The sequence below is a fragment of the Enterovibrio sp. QJM3NY_24 genome (genome assembly GCF_057786035.1).
This window is the reverse complement of record NZ_CM173520.1, coordinates 71,700-87,138: the sequence shown is the minus strand read 5'-3', so window position 1 is coordinate 87,138 and position 15,439 is coordinate 71,700. Positions and strand designations below refer to the sequence as shown.

The 15,439-nt window shown below is 47.9% G+C and carries 15 protein-coding genes; 12 read left to right on the top strand and 3 right to left on the bottom strand.

All coding sequences use genetic code 11. The annotated features are described in order from the left end of the window. Window positions 1-8: 8 nt before the first annotated feature. Window positions 9-587, bottom strand: a complete 579-nt coding sequence (locus AC3CIC_RS16715; protein ID WP_488516417.1) for a response regulator transcription factor — start codon at window positions 585-587, stop codon at window positions 9-11. A gap of 415 nt (window positions 588-1,002) precedes the next feature. On the opposite strand from AC3CIC_RS16715, the gene AC3CIC_RS16710 reads away from it, so the two are divergent. Continuing rightward, window positions 1,003-3,147 carry an LruC domain-containing protein gene (locus tag AC3CIC_RS16710; protein ID WP_488516416.1) on the top strand — a complete coding sequence of 715 codons (2,145 nt, stop codon included), beginning with the start codon at window positions 1,003-1,005 and terminating at the stop codon, window positions 3,145-3,147. Window positions 3,148-3,149: 2 nt separating this feature from the next. Beyond that, the gene (locus tag AC3CIC_RS16705; protein ID WP_488516415.1) at window positions 3,150-3,737 is read left to right on the top strand and encodes a hypothetical protein; all 588 of its coding nucleotides are present in this window, start codon (window positions 3,150-3,152) and stop codon (window positions 3,735-3,737) included. Window positions 3,738-3,840: 103 nt separating this feature from the next. Here the strand turns inward: AC3CIC_RS16705 and AC3CIC_RS16700 are convergent, their stop codons facing one another. After that, a complete protein-coding gene (locus AC3CIC_RS16700) occupies window positions 3,841-4,896 on the bottom strand; it encodes a LacI family DNA-binding transcriptional regulator (protein WP_017003361.1) in 1,056 nt (351 codons plus the stop codon). Window positions 4,897-5,129: 233 nt separating this feature from the next. Here AC3CIC_RS16700 and AC3CIC_RS16695 point away from each other — a divergent pair, with 233 nt between their 5' ends. The 10 genes from AC3CIC_RS16695 to AC3CIC_RS16650 all read left to right on the top strand — a co-directional run bounded on the left by AC3CIC_RS16695 (window position 5,130) and on the right by AC3CIC_RS16650 (window position 14,608). Further along, the gene (locus AC3CIC_RS16695) at window positions 5,130-5,357 is read left to right on the top strand and encodes a hypothetical protein (protein WP_017003360.1); all 228 of its coding nucleotides are present in this window, start codon (window positions 5,130-5,132) and stop codon (window positions 5,355-5,357) included. 26 nt (window positions 5,358-5,383) lie between these two features. Beyond that, window positions 5,384-6,538, top strand: a complete 1,155-nt coding sequence (locus AC3CIC_RS16690) for a TRAP transporter substrate-binding protein (RefSeq protein ID WP_488516414.1) — start codon at window positions 5,384-5,386, stop codon at window positions 6,536-6,538. 83 nt (window positions 6,539-6,621) lie between these two features. Then, window positions 6,622-7,137: a TRAP transporter small permease gene (locus AC3CIC_RS16685; protein ID WP_488516413.1), complete on the top strand. Its 516-nt coding sequence runs from the start codon at window positions 6,622-6,624 to the stop codon at window positions 7,135-7,137. Window positions 7,138-7,146: 9 nt separating this feature from the next. Further along, a complete protein-coding gene (locus AC3CIC_RS16680) occupies window positions 7,147-8,457 on the top strand; it encodes a TRAP transporter large permease (protein WP_016961587.1) in 1,311 nt (436 codons plus the stop codon). Window positions 8,458-8,579: 122 nt separating this feature from the next. Beyond that, on the top strand, window positions 8,580-9,881 hold the full coding sequence (gene hisD, locus AC3CIC_RS16675; RefSeq protein WP_017006526.1) for a histidinol dehydrogenase: 1,302 nt from the start codon (window positions 8,580-8,582) through the stop codon (window positions 9,879-9,881). A 13-nt stretch (window positions 9,882-9,894) separates the two neighbouring features. Beyond that, window positions 9,895-10,674, top strand: coding sequence for an SDR family NAD(P)-dependent oxidoreductase (locus AC3CIC_RS16670; protein ID WP_488516412.1), 780 nt, complete (start codon window positions 9,895-9,897; stop codon window positions 10,672-10,674). A 57-nt stretch (window positions 10,675-10,731) separates the two neighbouring features. Beyond that, the gene (locus AC3CIC_RS16665; protein ID WP_488516411.1) at window positions 10,732-11,754 is read left to right on the top strand and encodes an alcohol dehydrogenase catalytic domain-containing protein; all 1,023 of its coding nucleotides are present in this window, start codon (window positions 10,732-10,734) and stop codon (window positions 11,752-11,754) included. 39 nt (window positions 11,755-11,793) lie between these two features. Beyond that, window positions 11,794-12,081, top strand: coding sequence for a UxaA family hydrolase (locus AC3CIC_RS16660; RefSeq protein ID WP_016961583.1), 288 nt, complete (start codon window positions 11,794-11,796; stop codon window positions 12,079-12,081). 3 nt (window positions 12,082-12,084) lie between these two features. Continuing rightward, window positions 12,085-13,254, top strand: a complete 1,170-nt coding sequence (locus tag AC3CIC_RS16655) for a UxaA family hydrolase (RefSeq protein WP_016961582.1) — start codon at window positions 12,085-12,087, stop codon at window positions 13,252-13,254. A gap of 322 nt (window positions 13,255-13,576) precedes the next feature. Continuing rightward, window positions 13,577-14,608, top strand: coding sequence for a YeiH family protein (locus AC3CIC_RS16650; RefSeq protein WP_017003357.1), 1,032 nt, complete (start codon window positions 13,577-13,579; stop codon window positions 14,606-14,608). A gap of 92 nt (window positions 14,609-14,700) precedes the next feature. On the opposite strand, the gene AC3CIC_RS16645 is transcribed toward AC3CIC_RS16650, so the two are convergent. Further along, a complete protein-coding gene (locus AC3CIC_RS16645; protein WP_488516410.1) occupies window positions 14,701-15,111 on the bottom strand; it encodes a hypothetical protein in 411 nt (136 codons plus the stop codon). Window positions 15,112-15,439 lie beyond the last annotated feature (328 nt).

Here is a 15,439-nt window from a genome sequence, read left to right as displayed (position 1 = left end):
ACATAAGCCTAGACAAGTCCGATATTCACAAAACCTTGGGGATTTAGCATTCCCTCAAATAAGCTGGCTATTTTTCGTCTGGAAATCGGCTTTCTCATGTACCCCGATGCACCGTAGTATTCAGCCACTTTAATGGGGTCAAGACGCAGTTTTTCGCACCCTGTCAAAATCGAGTTTATTTTTCCTTCCACGACTTCGTTATCAATCACTCGGTGCGCTATCTTGTCGAGCAAGCCCATTTTCTCGTTGAAATCAGCCTCGATTTTGCGTTTTTCTGCCTGGCCAATTGAAACAATATTTTCACTTGATATAACAAATATATTTTTCACTTTGATATTGGCTTTGAGATAAACCAATGCGGACAACCCATCCATGTTTGGCATTCTCAAGTCTGTTAAAACCAGATCAACATCTGGATGCCGCTCGACCAAAGCAATAAGTTCTTGTCCATCTTTCGCTTGCCCAAGAATTTCAAAAGGGCCGAATTCGCCTTCAACAGCTTCGAGCGATTGAATGATGCTCTCTCGCATGTCAGCCATGTCATCTGCAAAAATAATTTTCATGTTTACCCTTTTATTCAAACGCACCCAAGGGTGAATCAAATACGAGACATACTTCTCAATGTAGTTTGAAATAGCGGGGCTTGCTGATGAAAATCATATCTCGTTAAGAAACAGAATCTGTTTTGTTTGAATCAGATTGATGAGAATAAGCGCAGCGCTCACTGTTATATACCTTGCCCTGTTTTATTGCTTCTCAATCAACGACGCCCCCATCAAATCACGATGATATTCTTAATGCTGGTGAGCTATTTACCGCACGAAATGTGCTTATTTTCTCATTTTGACAAAAATACTCGCCGTCCATTTTTTTTGATTGTCATTCTGACTATTTCAATATCCATAAAAATTTCATTTTAATATATCTTGATAAAAATCAAGCAATTAAAACTGGCACATTCCTTGAAAGAACTCTGGCAGACACCAATTCAAGGAGATCTCCATGTCTCGCCTTTTGACAGCAGCTCTATTGACAACTGTTTCGCCATTTGTGATTGCAGCGCCCTTTGAAACATGCCCCAGCAAAGCCTATTTATTTCAATCAAGTCCTGTTCAGATTTACAGCGTTAATCTCGTGACCGGTTCAACGACATTAATCACTAATAATGTCGGTCTGAGTAACAAAGGGATTAATGCAGTCGGCTTTGATAATGGGATGGGAGATGGAGACGGATTCGAACAAAAATACATCTATGGCTTCGAAAAACAACGAAAAAAAATGGTTCGCCTCGATAAGGATTTTCAGACAGAAGTGATTGAAGTGAGCGGTCTACCTTCCAATTATCATTTCTATATTGGCGACGTGTATGAGCGTTTCTATTATGCATACGCACCAGGCGTGGGGTTCTACAGAGTTGATTTAACACCGTTAGACAGCGACCCTAACGCAACATTAACGGCTGAAACGATCTCAACATCTGCACCCTTAGGTATCACAGATTTTGCTTTCCACCCTGGGAACGACGAACTTTACGCTGTGAACAATAGCAACGGTAAATTGTATGAAATTGATACAAATGACGGCTCAACCAAATACATTGGCTCTATCGGTGTGACTGGCACCTTTGGGGCGGGCTACTTCGATGTTAATGGCTACTATTACATATCCAGAAACCAAGACGGCGATATCTTTCGCATAGACCTCTCGACACAAGAAAAAATTGATTCCGGCAGTGTGACCGCTGTGAAATTTGCAGACGGTCCCAAGTCAGGTTTAAACGATGGGGCGCGCTGTGAAGATGCACCGGTGATTGATGAAGACTCCACCATTGATTTCGGTGATGCGCCTGACAGCTACAAAACCCTTCTGGCCTCAAACGGTCCTCGACATGAAATTGGTACTGGGTATTACTTAGGCTTAGTTGCTCCGGATAGCGAAGGAGATGGTCTAATTTCCCCATTGGATGACAATAAAGCAGGCTCAGAAGATGAGGATGGTGTGGGTTTTGTTACCGCAATCGAAGCGGGTAACACTGCGATCATCTCCGTACAAGCCTCAACCACGGGTTATCTGTCAGCTTGGCTCGATTGGAACCAAGATGGAGACTTTGAAGACGCCGGAGAGCAAATTGTCAGCGATTCCGTTCTCAATGCTGGCACTAATACACTGAGTATTGCCGTCCCCTCAGATGCAGCAGTCGGTTCCACCTTCAGTCGCTTCCGTTTCTCCGAGCAAGCCGGTCTCGATTATTTCGGCGGTGCAACCACCGGTGAGGTAGAAGATCACCCTGTCACCGTAATGAAATCGGGCACGACATTAGTGCACTACCCGAACGAGCGTGGTTACGCCACATTGGCTTTTGAAGACAACTGGCCAAAAGAAGGCGATTACGACATGAATGATGTGGTGATACGTTTCCGCATCACAGAAACACTGGACGAAAACAATCAAGCGACACGGATCCTCATCAGCGGATACCTCGCTGCCTACGGCGCGGGCTACCACAACGGTTTCGCCATGCGACTTCCTGGTCTAAACCGTGTTGATATAGACAATGCGAAAACCACCATGAAACACAACGGTGTGGTACAAGAAAGCAATGGAATGGAGTCGGATGCCACAGAAGCCATCTTCATTATCACGGACGATCTCAAACAAAAAGTGCCAGTAGAATGTAACTACTACAGAACGGCACAATATTGCCAAGAAGCGATCTCGTTTGAGTTCGAAATCGATATCTACCCTCATGATGGCGTCAATACCTACGGTCTGATGGACATGCCTTATGACCCGTTCATATTCGCTACCCCTGGCCCGTATGTCCGCGATGGTTTGTGGTACAACCCCGGTCGCGGGCTAGAAATACATTTAGCCGATCAAGCACCTACAGAGAAATTCGATGCCTACTGGTATGGATGGTGGTCTGATGCGGGTAACCCAGCGGAAAACCGTTACTTCAAAACGTCAGCAAACCTACCTTGGGCGCTGCTAATCAACGACGCATGGAAATGGCCTCAAGAGCACGTTGACCTGATTGCGGCCTACCCTGAGTTTGCGGGTTACGCTGAAACGTCGGGTGTTAACAATACCAACTGGTATATGGACGAAAAAGCCACGCTAGGCACTGTTTTCGAGCCGGAGGAATAATCATGAATATCTATTCGATTGTAACCGTTTCACTTGTCTTACTATTAACAGCTTGTGGGGGCGGTGGAGGTGATGGGGGCTCAGCATCAACAAGCGGAAACCCTACCATTACGGATTCTGCTACGGGAAGTAGCAGCGACCCGAGTACAACAACGTCAAGCTCTGACGCCCCGACCTCTAACGGCTCCGGTATTCCGACACCTGCAATTCTGACTGGAGCAAACCCCGAGGTGGTGGATATCCCGCCGACGGTAACAAGTGATGCTACGCAGATGTCAGAAATGGTGGTGCCGAATGGCTTCAGCTTCGACCCCGTTGTTTCGCAAAGCCTAGAAGTCGATATTAGTAGCTACTCGATAAGCCAAGCCTATGTGTCGATATATGGCGGCTTTGTAGAGAACCCAGATGGCTCATATTCTGCCGATTATAATAGCCGAATCACCGCAAAAACCTTAGAGAGTGGATTCGGTGATGTGGATTACCTGCTCGCCGATTCGCAATACTACATGTTGGCCGAAGTGTTCTTCTACGACGGTACAACACCTATTCAAATGCGGATCACCAACGAGCAAACACAGTGGGTTTGGTAATGTGACCAAGTGTTGAAAGCACAACGTAAAAACAACTAAGGGCGGTTTGATACCGCCCTTTTTATTTTGATTAATGCTAACTGATAGACCGCTAGGCTCTACCTCATTTTACGGCGGCGGTGGTTTCTCTTACCACCAACTTTGCTTCCAGCTCCAATTTGTCTGTAACGGGCTCATTACTCAGTTTGGCCAACAAAAAATCTGCCGCTTTCTCGCCCATTGTCTTTGAGGGAACTTGCATGGTGGTGAGTGCAGGATGAATGTGCGACGCCATTGCTACGTCATCAAACCCTACAATGGAAACATCTTCTGGTACACGTACACCCAAGGTTTGGCACTCTAATAACGCCCCCATCGCGATAATATCGTTACCGCAAACAATGGCGGTGGGACGCGGTGAATTTTCCAGTAGCTTCCGCAGTGCCTGACGGCTTTCCGCTAAATCATACTTACATTCAATAATGCGATTTTTGGCTAAGAAAATATCGGCTTTCTTCAGGGTATCTAAGCATCCTGCAAGGCGGTCTTTGGTTCTGTCATTCAAACGCGTAATGCCCGGAATCGCGGCAAATTCAGTGTGCCCAAGTTGCAACAAAAACTCGGTTAATCGCGCCGATGCACGGTAATTATCAAAGCCAATGCAAGGATGATCCAATTGTGGCTTAAACGACCATGTATACAGATAAGGCAGTTGCTTTTTATCTAGGATCTCAAATAACTGCGGATGGTGCTCCGCCCCCACCAGCATTAGCCCATCAACGCCTCGCGTGATCAACCTTTCCGCTTGCGCTAATTCTTCATCAACTGAGTAATCCGAACTGGCGATAAATAATGTATATCCTTTCTCCTGCAAGCGTCGTTGAAACGCGTGAATCCCCTCGGCAAAAATTGCGTTATCTAATGTGGGAACAATCACACCCATGGTTTTTGAATGCTGTGATGCGAGCGCTTGAGCAGCACCATGAGGAATATAACCGAGGGATTCAATCGCAGAACGAATCAGTATCCCCCGCTTCTCGCTGACAGATGCTGGATTCGCCAAATAGCGTGACACAGTCGCCGTAGAGACCCCCGCTGCAATGGCAACATTTTCCGCAGTGGGAGCATCAGAAGGTCGTTTTTGTAAGCGCTTACGCAAAGGCTGTATCTCTTTCACCATAACTCGTTAGTTCTTTGACTCGTTATTGAGATTATAAAGCCACAATTTAACTGATTATAGCTTCGCATAAATTTCTTGCCGTCAAAAACTTGACAGTAGTTCCACTCGCCCACTACTCTTCACAATGTAAGCGCTTACATTTAACAATATATTCACAACACGCTAAGTGCTATACATACAAAACAGATAATAAAACGGCGTCTGCCGCCAACTGACTCTTGAGAGGTTGAACCATGAGCTCTGTATTTCACATCAAGAAACGCTACATCTTACCTCTAGTGTTCTTCTCGCTGTACTTGCTTAACGTTCTTGCCACCAAGGCTCAAATTTCTTTAGGGAACACACCCATTGTTCGTGTCGATGATGTGGGAGAGTTTCTTCTCCTCCTCCTTACATCCCTGACCTTCGTTGTCGCAATGCTGTCTGCCGAGAAAGAAGCAAACAGCGGCTCGGCAAATTAATTAAAACGCAGAAAGGAAGTAGATTTATGTCTGTTCGCCAAAAGGATGACTCCCCACAAAGTGCAGAGCGTCGCCGTTTCCTAGAAGTAGCGAAAAAAGTCGGCTTTACCGCCGCTGTGGTTGCTGGTGCATCGGGAGCGTTGTTAACCTCAACCTCCGCCCAAGCCGCGGTCAACGAAGAAAGAGAACGTCAAAAACGTGCCAAGTACACCATGACCATCGCGACAGCCTACATCATCGGCGCATCGCGCAGCTATCCGATCATGCAACTCGATTTTAAAGAAAACATCCAAAACATGACCCGAGGTCAGGTTTACGTGAAGTTGGCACCGGGTGGTCAACTGGGTGCGGGTGGTGCATTGGCTCAAAAAGTGCAGGCCGGTACCATTCAAGCAGCGCAACATTCCCTTTCCAATTTTGCACCTTTTGCGCCTGCTGTAGATTTAATCAATATTCCTTACTGGTGTGGTGAAAACCAAAAATTCATCAACCTTGTCACGTCAAAAGCTTGGGAAGAAGAAATTCACCCGCGTGTTGAAGCCAAAGGCTTTAAACCGCTTTGGTATGTGGTTATCGACCCACGCGTTGTTGCACTGAGAAAAGGTCTAGAAGGCCCCATCAAAACACCCGATCAACTTGAAGGCGTGAAATTCCGCGTACCGGGTTCAAAAATCCTTCAACAAATGTATCGCCTGCTGGGTGCAAACCCAACACCAGTGGCATGGGGTGAAACACCGTCTGCCATCAAGCAAGGCGTTGCAGATGCACTGGACCCATCGGTAGAAGCGTTGAATGTATTTGGCTTTAAAGACGTGCTTTCATCAGTGACGTTCAACCGCGCGGTGCCAGATTCGCAAGTGTTCTCTTGTAACCTTGAATGGTTCAATAGCTTGCCGAAAGATATTCAAGAAGGCATTGAATTTGCGAGTGAAGTGACGTCAATTCAAAACCTTGCAAAAGTCCCAGCGGCCCGTGCTTATGCCATGGCAGAACTTGGCGACGCAGGTGTTGAATTCTACGCACCTGACCCTGATGAGATGCGCCAATGGATCGACAAAGCTGGTCATCAGCGCCCAGAGTGGGATGATTTCAAACTGCAACTTGCAGGCTCGAAAGCCACCTTCAACAAACTACTTGATGCAGCAAACGGTAACAGCCGTTTCTATGTTCACGACGTGTAACTGCTGAGTAACTTGGCCTCTTGGGTGAATACCCCTCAAGAGGCTACTCGCTCTATCACCACAACGCACGTTGGACTAAAACCATGAAATCTCTACTAAAAAACATAGATGAAAATGGGGAACGTTGGCTACTGCTGTTTTTCTACAGCACGATCGTCATGACGATCGCAATGGAAGTCATCCGCCGGTTTGTCTTCAGTTATTCCTCTATTTGGGGGGAAGAAGTCGCTCGATATGCCTTTATCTATCTTGCATGGATAGGTGCATCTGCCGCAGTGAAAGAACGTGCTCACATTCGTATTGATGTCTTGATCCACTACTTACCACAGCGTGGTAAAGCCGTGATGTATTTGTTCGGTGATTTATTAACCATGGTGGTTGCGCTATTTGCCTTCTACTGGTCGCTTCACCCTATTGAAGTATCACTTAAGTTTGGTTCAGTCACACATGGACTAGGCATTAGCCAAGCGTGGTTTATGGCAGCAGTGCCACTAGGGTTCTCCTTGATGTTGTTCCGACTCGTTCAATCGATCATTCGAGATACACGCAGCCTCATACACGGCACGCCTGTGTTTGAAGGCAACAAGTTGTTTGATTAGGAGAATGACATGTTGAATTACTATCAAACAGAAACCTTTGTCGACCTCGGCTGGGAGTTTTATGGCCCAGTGATCGGTATGCTCGTACTGATTGCACTCGCCGTTCCTGTATGGGTATCACTGGGACTCGGCTCAATCGCCCTGCTCTATATTACGGATGTTTTGCCTTTATCACTGTTTGGTGAATCCCTGTTCGACGGCATTGATGCTTTCGCACTGATCGCCGTTCCTCTTTTCATCCTGACAGGTGACGTGTTGGTACGTACCGGCCTTTCTAACAAACTGCTCGATGTCGCGGAAGCGAGTGTAGGTGGCGCACGAGCAGGCTTTGGTAGCGCAACGGTACTGGGCTGTGGCTTCTTTGCTTGTATCTCTGGTTCTGATGCTGCAGGTGCCGCTGCCGTAGGTCGAATGACGATTGATCGCCTAGTGAAAGAAGGCTATCCGAAGCCCTATGCGTGTGCATTGGTGGCAGCAGGTGCCTGTACCGGCATTCTCATTCCGCCGTCCATTGCTTACATCATTATCGGTTTAGTATTGGGTATATCTGCATCTACCTTGTTCCTTGCGGCTGCAGTGCCAGGGCTCATGGTCATGGCGGCTATCATGCTAACCAACGTTGTTATGAACCGCATACACGGATATGAAAACGCACGCCAAGGCTTTTCGTTCAAGCGCTGGATTGCCGTCATCATTGATGCGCGATACGCCCTAATGGTTCCGTTTGTTATTTTGGGCGGCATCTACTCAGGCATATTCACGCCAACAGAAGCAGCGGCGATTGCGGTTGTCACTACCATTATCATTGGTTTGTTCCAAGGCACCTTGAAGGTTAGCGATTTTCCAAAAATGCTTGAAAGCTCTGCAAAAGTGAATGGCGTTATTTTGCCTATCATTGCACTGAGCCTTCCTCTGGCACAAACACTGGCTGCGCTAAACGTACCGCAGGCATTTGTTGAAAGTATGACCTCTCTGACAGACAGCCATGTACTGCTGACGCTCATCATGATTGGCATACTGATTTTGGCGGGTTGCTTCATGGAAACAACGCCGAACATTCTTATTCTGTCCCCAATTCTGCTGCCGTTGGCACGCGAAATTGGCATGGAAGACGTCCAGTTCTGCATCATGATGGTGACATCACTGGGTGTTGGTTTCATCACACCACCACTTGGTCTGAACCTCTTTGTTGTATCTGGATTGACGGGAACCTCGGTATTGAAGATCGCAGCACGATCGGGGCCTTACGTTATCTCTATGTTGGCAGTCGTATTGATGCTGGCATTTATTCCTGAACTTTCACTCTGGGCACTTGATTAACTCAACGCTTCGGAATAGCTCATAACACTGGACTCACTCTAAAACCCAATGCCTTTCCGGCTTTTTCCAAAAAAAGCCGGTCAGGAGAGTTGCGCCCAAAATTTAACGGAGAATTTATCAACATGGCTGTTAAGTATCTAAAAAAAGCCGAGAAAAATGCGTCAACCGGAGAAGACGATGTTCGCGCAATTGTCTCAGGCATGTTGAAAGACATTGAACAAGGTGGGGAAGAAACCTGCATCGCTTACACCAAAAAATTTGATAACTGGCACGGTGACATCGTTGTCTCTCAAGCGGAGATCGATGCAGCAGCAGAAAAAGTACCTGAGCAGCTTAAAAAAGATATCCACTTTGCCTACGAGCGTGTTCGTGACTTTGCAAAAGCACAGCTTGCTAGCATGAACGAATTTGAAACAGAGCTATCACCGGGTTTGTTTGCAGGTCAGCGATTGATCCCAATGCAAGCGGCTGGCTGTTATGTACCAGGTGGACGTTACTCCCATATTGCTTCTGCCATCATGTCCGTGACGACCGCTAAAGTAGCGGGTGTTGATCATGTGATTGCGTGTTCACCACCTGGTCGGGAAGGCGGTATGCACCCCGCGATTTTGTACACCTTAAAACTGTGTGGCGCTGACACCATTTTGAACCTTGGTGGCGTACAAGGCATCGCAGCCATGGCCTTTGGTCAATTCACCGGTCACCCCGCTGACATTCTTGTTGGTCCGGGTAACCAATTTGTTGCCGAAGCAAAACGTCAGCTTTATGGCCGAGTCGGTATCGACATGTTCGCTGGCCCTTCTGAAGTGATGGTTATTGCTGATAAAGATGCGGATCCAGAGTTGGTTGCGGTCGACCTGTTGGGTCAAGCAGAGCATGGGCCGAATACGCCTGCATGGCTTCTCACTGATTCAGAAGCGCTCGCAGAAACTGTCATGAAACGTATGCCAGAGCTTATTGCGGAGCTGCCTGAACTGAACAGCAAGGCCGCTGAAGTCGCATGGCGTGATTATGGCGAAGTGATTATTTATGACACCCGCGAAGAAGCCGTCAAAGTCAGTGATGAATATGCCTCTGAGCACTTGGAAGTTCATGCCGCCGATTTGGATTGGTGGCTTCAAAACCTTCGTAACTACGGTTCACTCTTCCTTGGTGAAGAAACCAATGTCGCGTTTGGTGACAAAACGTCTGGCCCTAACCACATTCTGCCAACCAAAGGCGCAGCCAAGTACACAGGTGGTCTGAGTGTGGGCAAGTTTATCAAGGTCGTCACCTATCAACGCTCATCGATTGAAGCTTGCAAAGATGTCGCACAGGTAACCGCGCGTATTTCTCGCCTTGAAGGCATGGAAGCCCACGCGAAAACCGGTGATGCGCGTCTGGCGAAGTACTTCCCAGATGAACAGTTTGATCTGAAGCCTTAACGGACGGGACGGGATGATGACAAATAACGCCATGCAGCACTTATTCGACCTAAGTGGTCAGGTAGCTTTGGTCACAGGCGCAGGCTCTGGAATAGGGCAACGCATGGCATATGCCTTATCACGCGCTGGCGCCAACGTGGTGCTGGCTGGCCGTCACCCAGAAACCTTGGCGCAAACCGCCGCCTTGATTGCCGGAGAAGGCGGTGATTCTGCCATTGAAACCGTGGACCTAACCAAGCGCGAATTGCTCGATGAATTTGTACAACGCGCATCGGCACACTTTGGTTCGCCAGACATTTTGGTGAACGCGGCAGGCGTGAATCTGCGCCAGCCTGCGGATGACATTTCAATCGACACTTGGGACACGACACTCAATCTCAATCTGTCAGTGCCCTTTTTTCTCGCCAAAGCCTGCTTGTCAGGCATGCGAAAAAAAAGACACGGGAAAGTCATCAACATCGGATCGTTGCAATCCTACCGCGCCTTTGCCAATTCGATCCCGTATGGCGCATCAAAAGGCGGTGTCGCACAGCTCACTCGCGCGATGGCAGAAGCTTGGTCTCAAGAAGGGATCACCACCAACGCCATTGCACCGGGCTTTTTCGAAACGCCCTTAACTCAAAGGGTGTTTAGCGATGATTCACTCGCCTCGCACCATGCGGCCATGACTGCAGTCGGACGAAACGGTGAGCTGCAAGATTTCGATGGATTAACGGTATTTTTGGCGTCTCGCGCGTCTGATTACATCACGGGGCAAATGATTTCGCTTGATGGCGGGTATACCGCCAAGTAAGCAAAACCCTAGCAACACAGTCATAAACAGCATTGGCTTGACCAAAAGGACTCAACGATGAAAGCACTGGTTTACACCGGAGAGAAAGAACTCACCTATATCGAAGATGCAGAAATGCCCGTGCTTCGAGATGGTGAAGTCATGGTGCGCATCGACGCCGTCGGCATCTGTGGTTCAGATCTTCATGCTTACCTCGGTCATGATTCACGCCGCCCTGCCCCATTGATTTTGGGTCACGAAGGCGCAGGCATTGTATGTGGTGCTGACAACGCGGGAAATCGAGATCTCGACGGCCAAGCCGTGGTCATCAATCCCTTAGTGAGTTGCGGACATTGCAGCGCGTGCCGCACCGGATTTGAAAACCAATGTGGCGCTCGTGAAATTATTTCCATGGCGCCACGACAAGGCGCGTTCGCTGAATACGTCGCGATTCCAAAACGCAATCTTGTGCCTGTCCCAGAAGGCATGTCCATGACAACGGCGTCACTGGCAGAACCCATCGCAACAGGCTGGCATGCCGTGACCAAAGGTGCGAATTTAGTCACTCGCCCATTGGTTGAAAGCAAGGCGCTGGTTTATGGCGGCGGTGCCGTCGGTTTAGCCGCAGCCTTATCACTTCATGCGCAAGGTTGTCGTCAAATCTTCCTTGCGGAAACCAACGAATTACGACGTGAAACTGTAAAAAGTGCGGGTATATGCACCGTGTTTGACCCACTAACTAACCCACTTGTTGCCAGTAACGCCATTGATTTAGTGGTGGATTGTGTGGGTAACAAGCACACGCGCACGGGCTCATCTGACGCGGTAGAACCCGGCGGCGTGATTGTTCATGTGGGGTTACAAGACAGCATTGAAGGCCTCGATGTACGTAAGTTTACGCTACAAGAAGTGATCTTCACCGGAAGCTACACCTACACCATGCAAGATTTCCACGCGACAGTGGAAGCCATGCATAACGGCGCGTTAGGCGCGCTGAACTGGATTCAAGAACGCCCGCTCAGCGAAGGTGCGGACGCTTTTGACGACTTACTTAACGGACGTATAGCCGCTGCCAAAGTTGTGCTGCGGCCCGAAAAGTAACCCAAGAAAAGAAAAACGTTTATTCAAAAGGAGATGAAAATGCAAAAACCAGATTTTCTCGTCCACGATTCGACCGACTCAGTTGGCGTGATTGTGGTTGAGGGCTTAGAAGCTGGCCAAACGCTTGTTGGATGGGTAATGGACACGGATGCAACCATCGAAATACTGGCACTAGATGCTATCCCGCTTGGCCACAAAGTTGCGCTCAATGATATTCAAGATGGCGACACTATCTTGAAATATGACAACGACATCGGCAAAGCAATTGCGAACATCGCGAAAGGCGGACATGTTCACGTTCAAAACGTTAAAACGAAGAGGTGGTAAGCCATGAGCAACTATAAATTTATGGGCTATCGCCGCGAGAATGGCCGTGTCGGTGTACGTAACCATGTCATCATTTTGCCATTGGACGATTTGTCGAATGCCGCATGTGAAGCCGTTGCCAACAACATTAAAGGCACGATGGCGATCCCTCACCCGTACGGGCGCCTTCAATTTGGTGAAGATTTAGAACTTCACTTCCGTACGTTGATTGGTACGGGTTGTAACCCGAACGTGGCTGCTGTGGTTGTTATCGGTATCGAGCCTGAATGGACAGCACGTGTTGTTGAAGGTATTGCGGCTTCTGGTAAGCCAGTTCAAGGCTTTGCTATCGAGCAAAACGGCGACATCAACACCATTGCTTCAGCTTCTCGTGTTGCTAAAGAGTATGTTCAAGCCGCAAGCGAAATCACTCGTGAAGAGTGCGATGTGAGCGAGCTTTGGATTTCCATGAAGTGTGGTGAGTCTGATACCACATCTGGCCTTGCGGCCAACCCAACCGTGGGCAACCTGTGTGACAAGCTGTCGGCACAAGGTGCAACATTGTGCTTTGGTGAAACTTCAGAGCTTACAGGCGCAGAAGAAATCTGTGCTAAGCGTGCTGTTTCGCCTGAAATCGGTGAAAAGTTCCTCAACACATGGCAGGCATACATGGATGAGGTTATCGAACCAAACAAAACGTCTGATTTGTCTGACAGCCAACCAACCAAAGGTAATATCTTGGGCGGCTTGACCACCATCGAAGAGAAAGCGTTTGGTAACTATCAAAAAATCGGTAAACACACGCAATTTGTTGATGTATTGACACCCGCTGAACGCCCAGCAGCGGGTCCAGGTTTGTACTTCATGGACACCTCTTCTGCAGCCGCAGAGTGTGTGACCTTGCAAGCCGCAGCGGGTTTTGCTGTTCACTTGTTCCCAACAGGACAAGGTAACGTGATTGGTAACCCAATTATTCCGGTTATCAAAATCACTGCAAACCCACGTACCGTGCGTACCATGGGCGAGCACATCGATGTTGATGTATCGGGTATTCTTGCTCGCGAATTGAACATGGACTCAGCGGGTGACGCGTTGATCGACATGACACTTCGTACTGCGAATGGTCGTTACACAGCAGCGGAATCTCTCGGTCACCGCGAATTCGTACTGACTAAGCTCTACCGCAGTGCGTAATCACGCACGATAAAAAGACGCTGAGGAAACTCAGCGTCTTTTTTCTCTGCTCAGGATATGAGAATACCCGTATACCTTTCCCTTAAAGAACTGAACGCACAGATAACCATCAATAAGCGGTACGGTATTTGCTCAAACGTACTAACTCGAATTTATAACGGCCTGCGAACAAAAGATTTGCTCCAGCCGACACACAAAAATACCCGCGTTGACGGTTTCACCGTGACGATTTGTGTTTAACCTAAGCTGCCCACATCGAGCGAAGGCATGAGTCAAAAAGCCAAAAAATAAAAACGTTAAATCAATAATATGGATGTTTTTCATGCTGCCTAAAACAAAAAAAATGATCCCCGATTGGCCGACGCTTAGCCAACATTCTCGAACACTCGCACCCGGCTTATTACTTTCTGTCACCGTTGCTGCTGCAGCCACTTTTCTCTCTGCTCACTATGGTGCACCGCAAATGCTCTTCGCCCTCTTATTGGGCATCGCTTTCCACTTTTTGGCCAACGATTCGAAATGCCAGCCCGGCGTTGAGTTTGCGGCTAAGAAAGTGCTGCGATTTGGCGTGGCATTACTTGGGCTTCGCATTACGATCGATGAAATGATGATGTTAGGTTGGGAAATGCTAGCGTGGGTCGCATGCGGTATCGCACTGACCATCACCATCGGGATGCTTGTTGCCAAATTGCTCGGACGCCGTGTTCAATTTGGTGTGCTAACTGGAGGCTCGGTCGCCATCTGTGGCGCGTCAGCGGCACTCGCCATTTCAGCCGTTTTACCTAAGCATCAATACAGTGAGCGCAATACACTATTTACCGTGATAGCCGTGACGGCATTCAGCACGATTGCCATGGTGATCTACCCCATTTTTGTCAACATACTCGGTTTTGATGACAGGCTTGCCGGGATCTTTATTGGCGGCACTATTCATGATGTCGCGCAGGTCGTCGGCGCGGGATACTCCATTTCCCCTCAAGCGGGTGAATTTGCCACCATCACCAAACTACTGAGGGTTGCTTTGCTTGTCCCTGTGATTCTGGTGATTTCTCTCTATTTTCGAAATCAACGCGATAAAGACGGTGAAAAAGCGGATATTCCTCTACTGCCACTTTTTGTGGTTGGTTTTTGTGTTTGTGTCGCCATCAACAGCGCGCACATTCTGCCAGTGCAAGTAACCAGCGCGTTGTCTGGGCTATCATCGTGGTGCCTTGTCGCAGCCGTTGCGGCACTAGGCATTAAAACCTCTGTGAAGAAGCTTTTTACCATCGGCTACGAGCCCATCTTAATGGTGGTGATCGAAACATTATCGATTGCGGCGTGGGTATTGCTCGGGATTTATTGGTTGGGCTAGCTCAGCCTGAAGCGCTTCATGCCAAAAAAAGACCACGCTAGAATTTCCTGCGTGGTCTTTTTATTCCTGTCGCGTTTTGCACCCGAGCAACGTCATCCTCGCTTGTTCAACAGATGATTGATGCGCGCCATCAAACCCTCTGGATTGGAATATGCGTAGTAATTGATCACTGCTTTTTTGTCACCCGCCGTAATAACAATTGAAAAATCGTTCGCTTTAAAAGCCGTGACCTCACGCCAACAGATTTTGGTTTTACCTTTAGCGACATACTGGTCATTAACAACCGTATTCTTAGAATCAAACACCCAGAACATCACAACAAAAATGGCGATAAATGCCAATAAGCTGTAAACCACAATTAGCCAACGGCTGCTTTGCCCATCACCGAACACCAATTGAAGATTCAGCACTGCAAATGCAACACCGACCATCACAACGACAAACGAGAGAGGCTTATTCAGCACCGCATCATTTTCTTCGTTTTGTGAGATATTTTCGTCCAACGCCAACCTCCCCCCTTATCGCTTTATCATCTGCTATGTGTCACTCACTATGAGGACAAATTGACTTTCGACGTACCAGTATTGCCCGTTTATAACCGCGTATTTTTCGCAAAGCTTCCTATACCCAAGCAATATAAAGATACTTGTTTAGTGTTTATAAAAGTAACACACCGCGAGTGAACCTTGTCACACCTAATCCCCATATCTATATGTTACTTAAAATTCATCCACCTACCCTGACCAACTGACTACACAGTCACGTGATTCCTTTCTACACTCTTAACATCGAAACACTCAATTCATTAACGGGATGGCACTGTGTTTGATA

What these genes read in the sequence shown, in the direction of transcription:
- AC3CIC_RS16710 (WP_488516416.1), top strand. Translation starts at nt 1,003, where the DNA reads ATGTCTCGCCTTTTGACAGCAGCTCTATTGACAACTGTTTCGCCATTT.
- AC3CIC_RS16705 (WP_488516415.1), top strand. Translation starts at nt 3,150, where the DNA reads ATGAATATCTATTCGATTGTAACCGTTTCACTTGTCTTACTATTAACA.
- AC3CIC_RS16700 (WP_017003361.1), bottom strand. Translation starts at nt 4,896, where the DNA reads ATGGTGAAAGAGATACAGCCTTTGCGTAAGCGCTTACAAAAACGACCT.
- AC3CIC_RS16695 (WP_017003360.1), top strand. Translation starts at nt 5,130, where the DNA reads ATGAGCTCTGTATTTCACATCAAGAAACGCTACATCTTACCTCTAGTG.
- AC3CIC_RS16690 (WP_488516414.1), top strand. Translation starts at nt 5,384, where the DNA reads ATGTCTGTTCGCCAAAAGGATGACTCCCCACAAAGTGCAGAGCGTCGC.
- AC3CIC_RS16685 (WP_488516413.1), top strand. Translation starts at nt 6,622, where the DNA reads ATGAAATCTCTACTAAAAAACATAGATGAAAATGGGGAACGTTGGCTA.
- AC3CIC_RS16680 (WP_016961587.1), top strand. Translation starts at nt 7,147, where the DNA reads ATGTTGAATTACTATCAAACAGAAACCTTTGTCGACCTCGGCTGGGAG.
- hisD (WP_017006526.1), top strand. Translation starts at nt 8,580, where the DNA reads ATGGCTGTTAAGTATCTAAAAAAAGCCGAGAAAAATGCGTCAACCGGA.
- AC3CIC_RS16670 (WP_488516412.1), top strand. Translation starts at nt 9,895, where the DNA reads ATGATGACAAATAACGCCATGCAGCACTTATTCGACCTAAGTGGTCAG.
- AC3CIC_RS16665 (WP_488516411.1), top strand. Translation starts at nt 10,732, where the DNA reads ATGAAAGCACTGGTTTACACCGGAGAGAAAGAACTCACCTATATCGAA.
- AC3CIC_RS16660 (WP_016961583.1), top strand. Translation starts at nt 11,794, where the DNA reads ATGCAAAAACCAGATTTTCTCGTCCACGATTCGACCGACTCAGTTGGC.
- AC3CIC_RS16655 (WP_016961582.1), top strand. Translation starts at nt 12,085, where the DNA reads ATGAGCAACTATAAATTTATGGGCTATCGCCGCGAGAATGGCCGTGTC.
- AC3CIC_RS16650 (WP_017003357.1), top strand. Translation starts at nt 13,577, where the DNA reads ATGCTGCCTAAAACAAAAAAAATGATCCCCGATTGGCCGACGCTTAGC.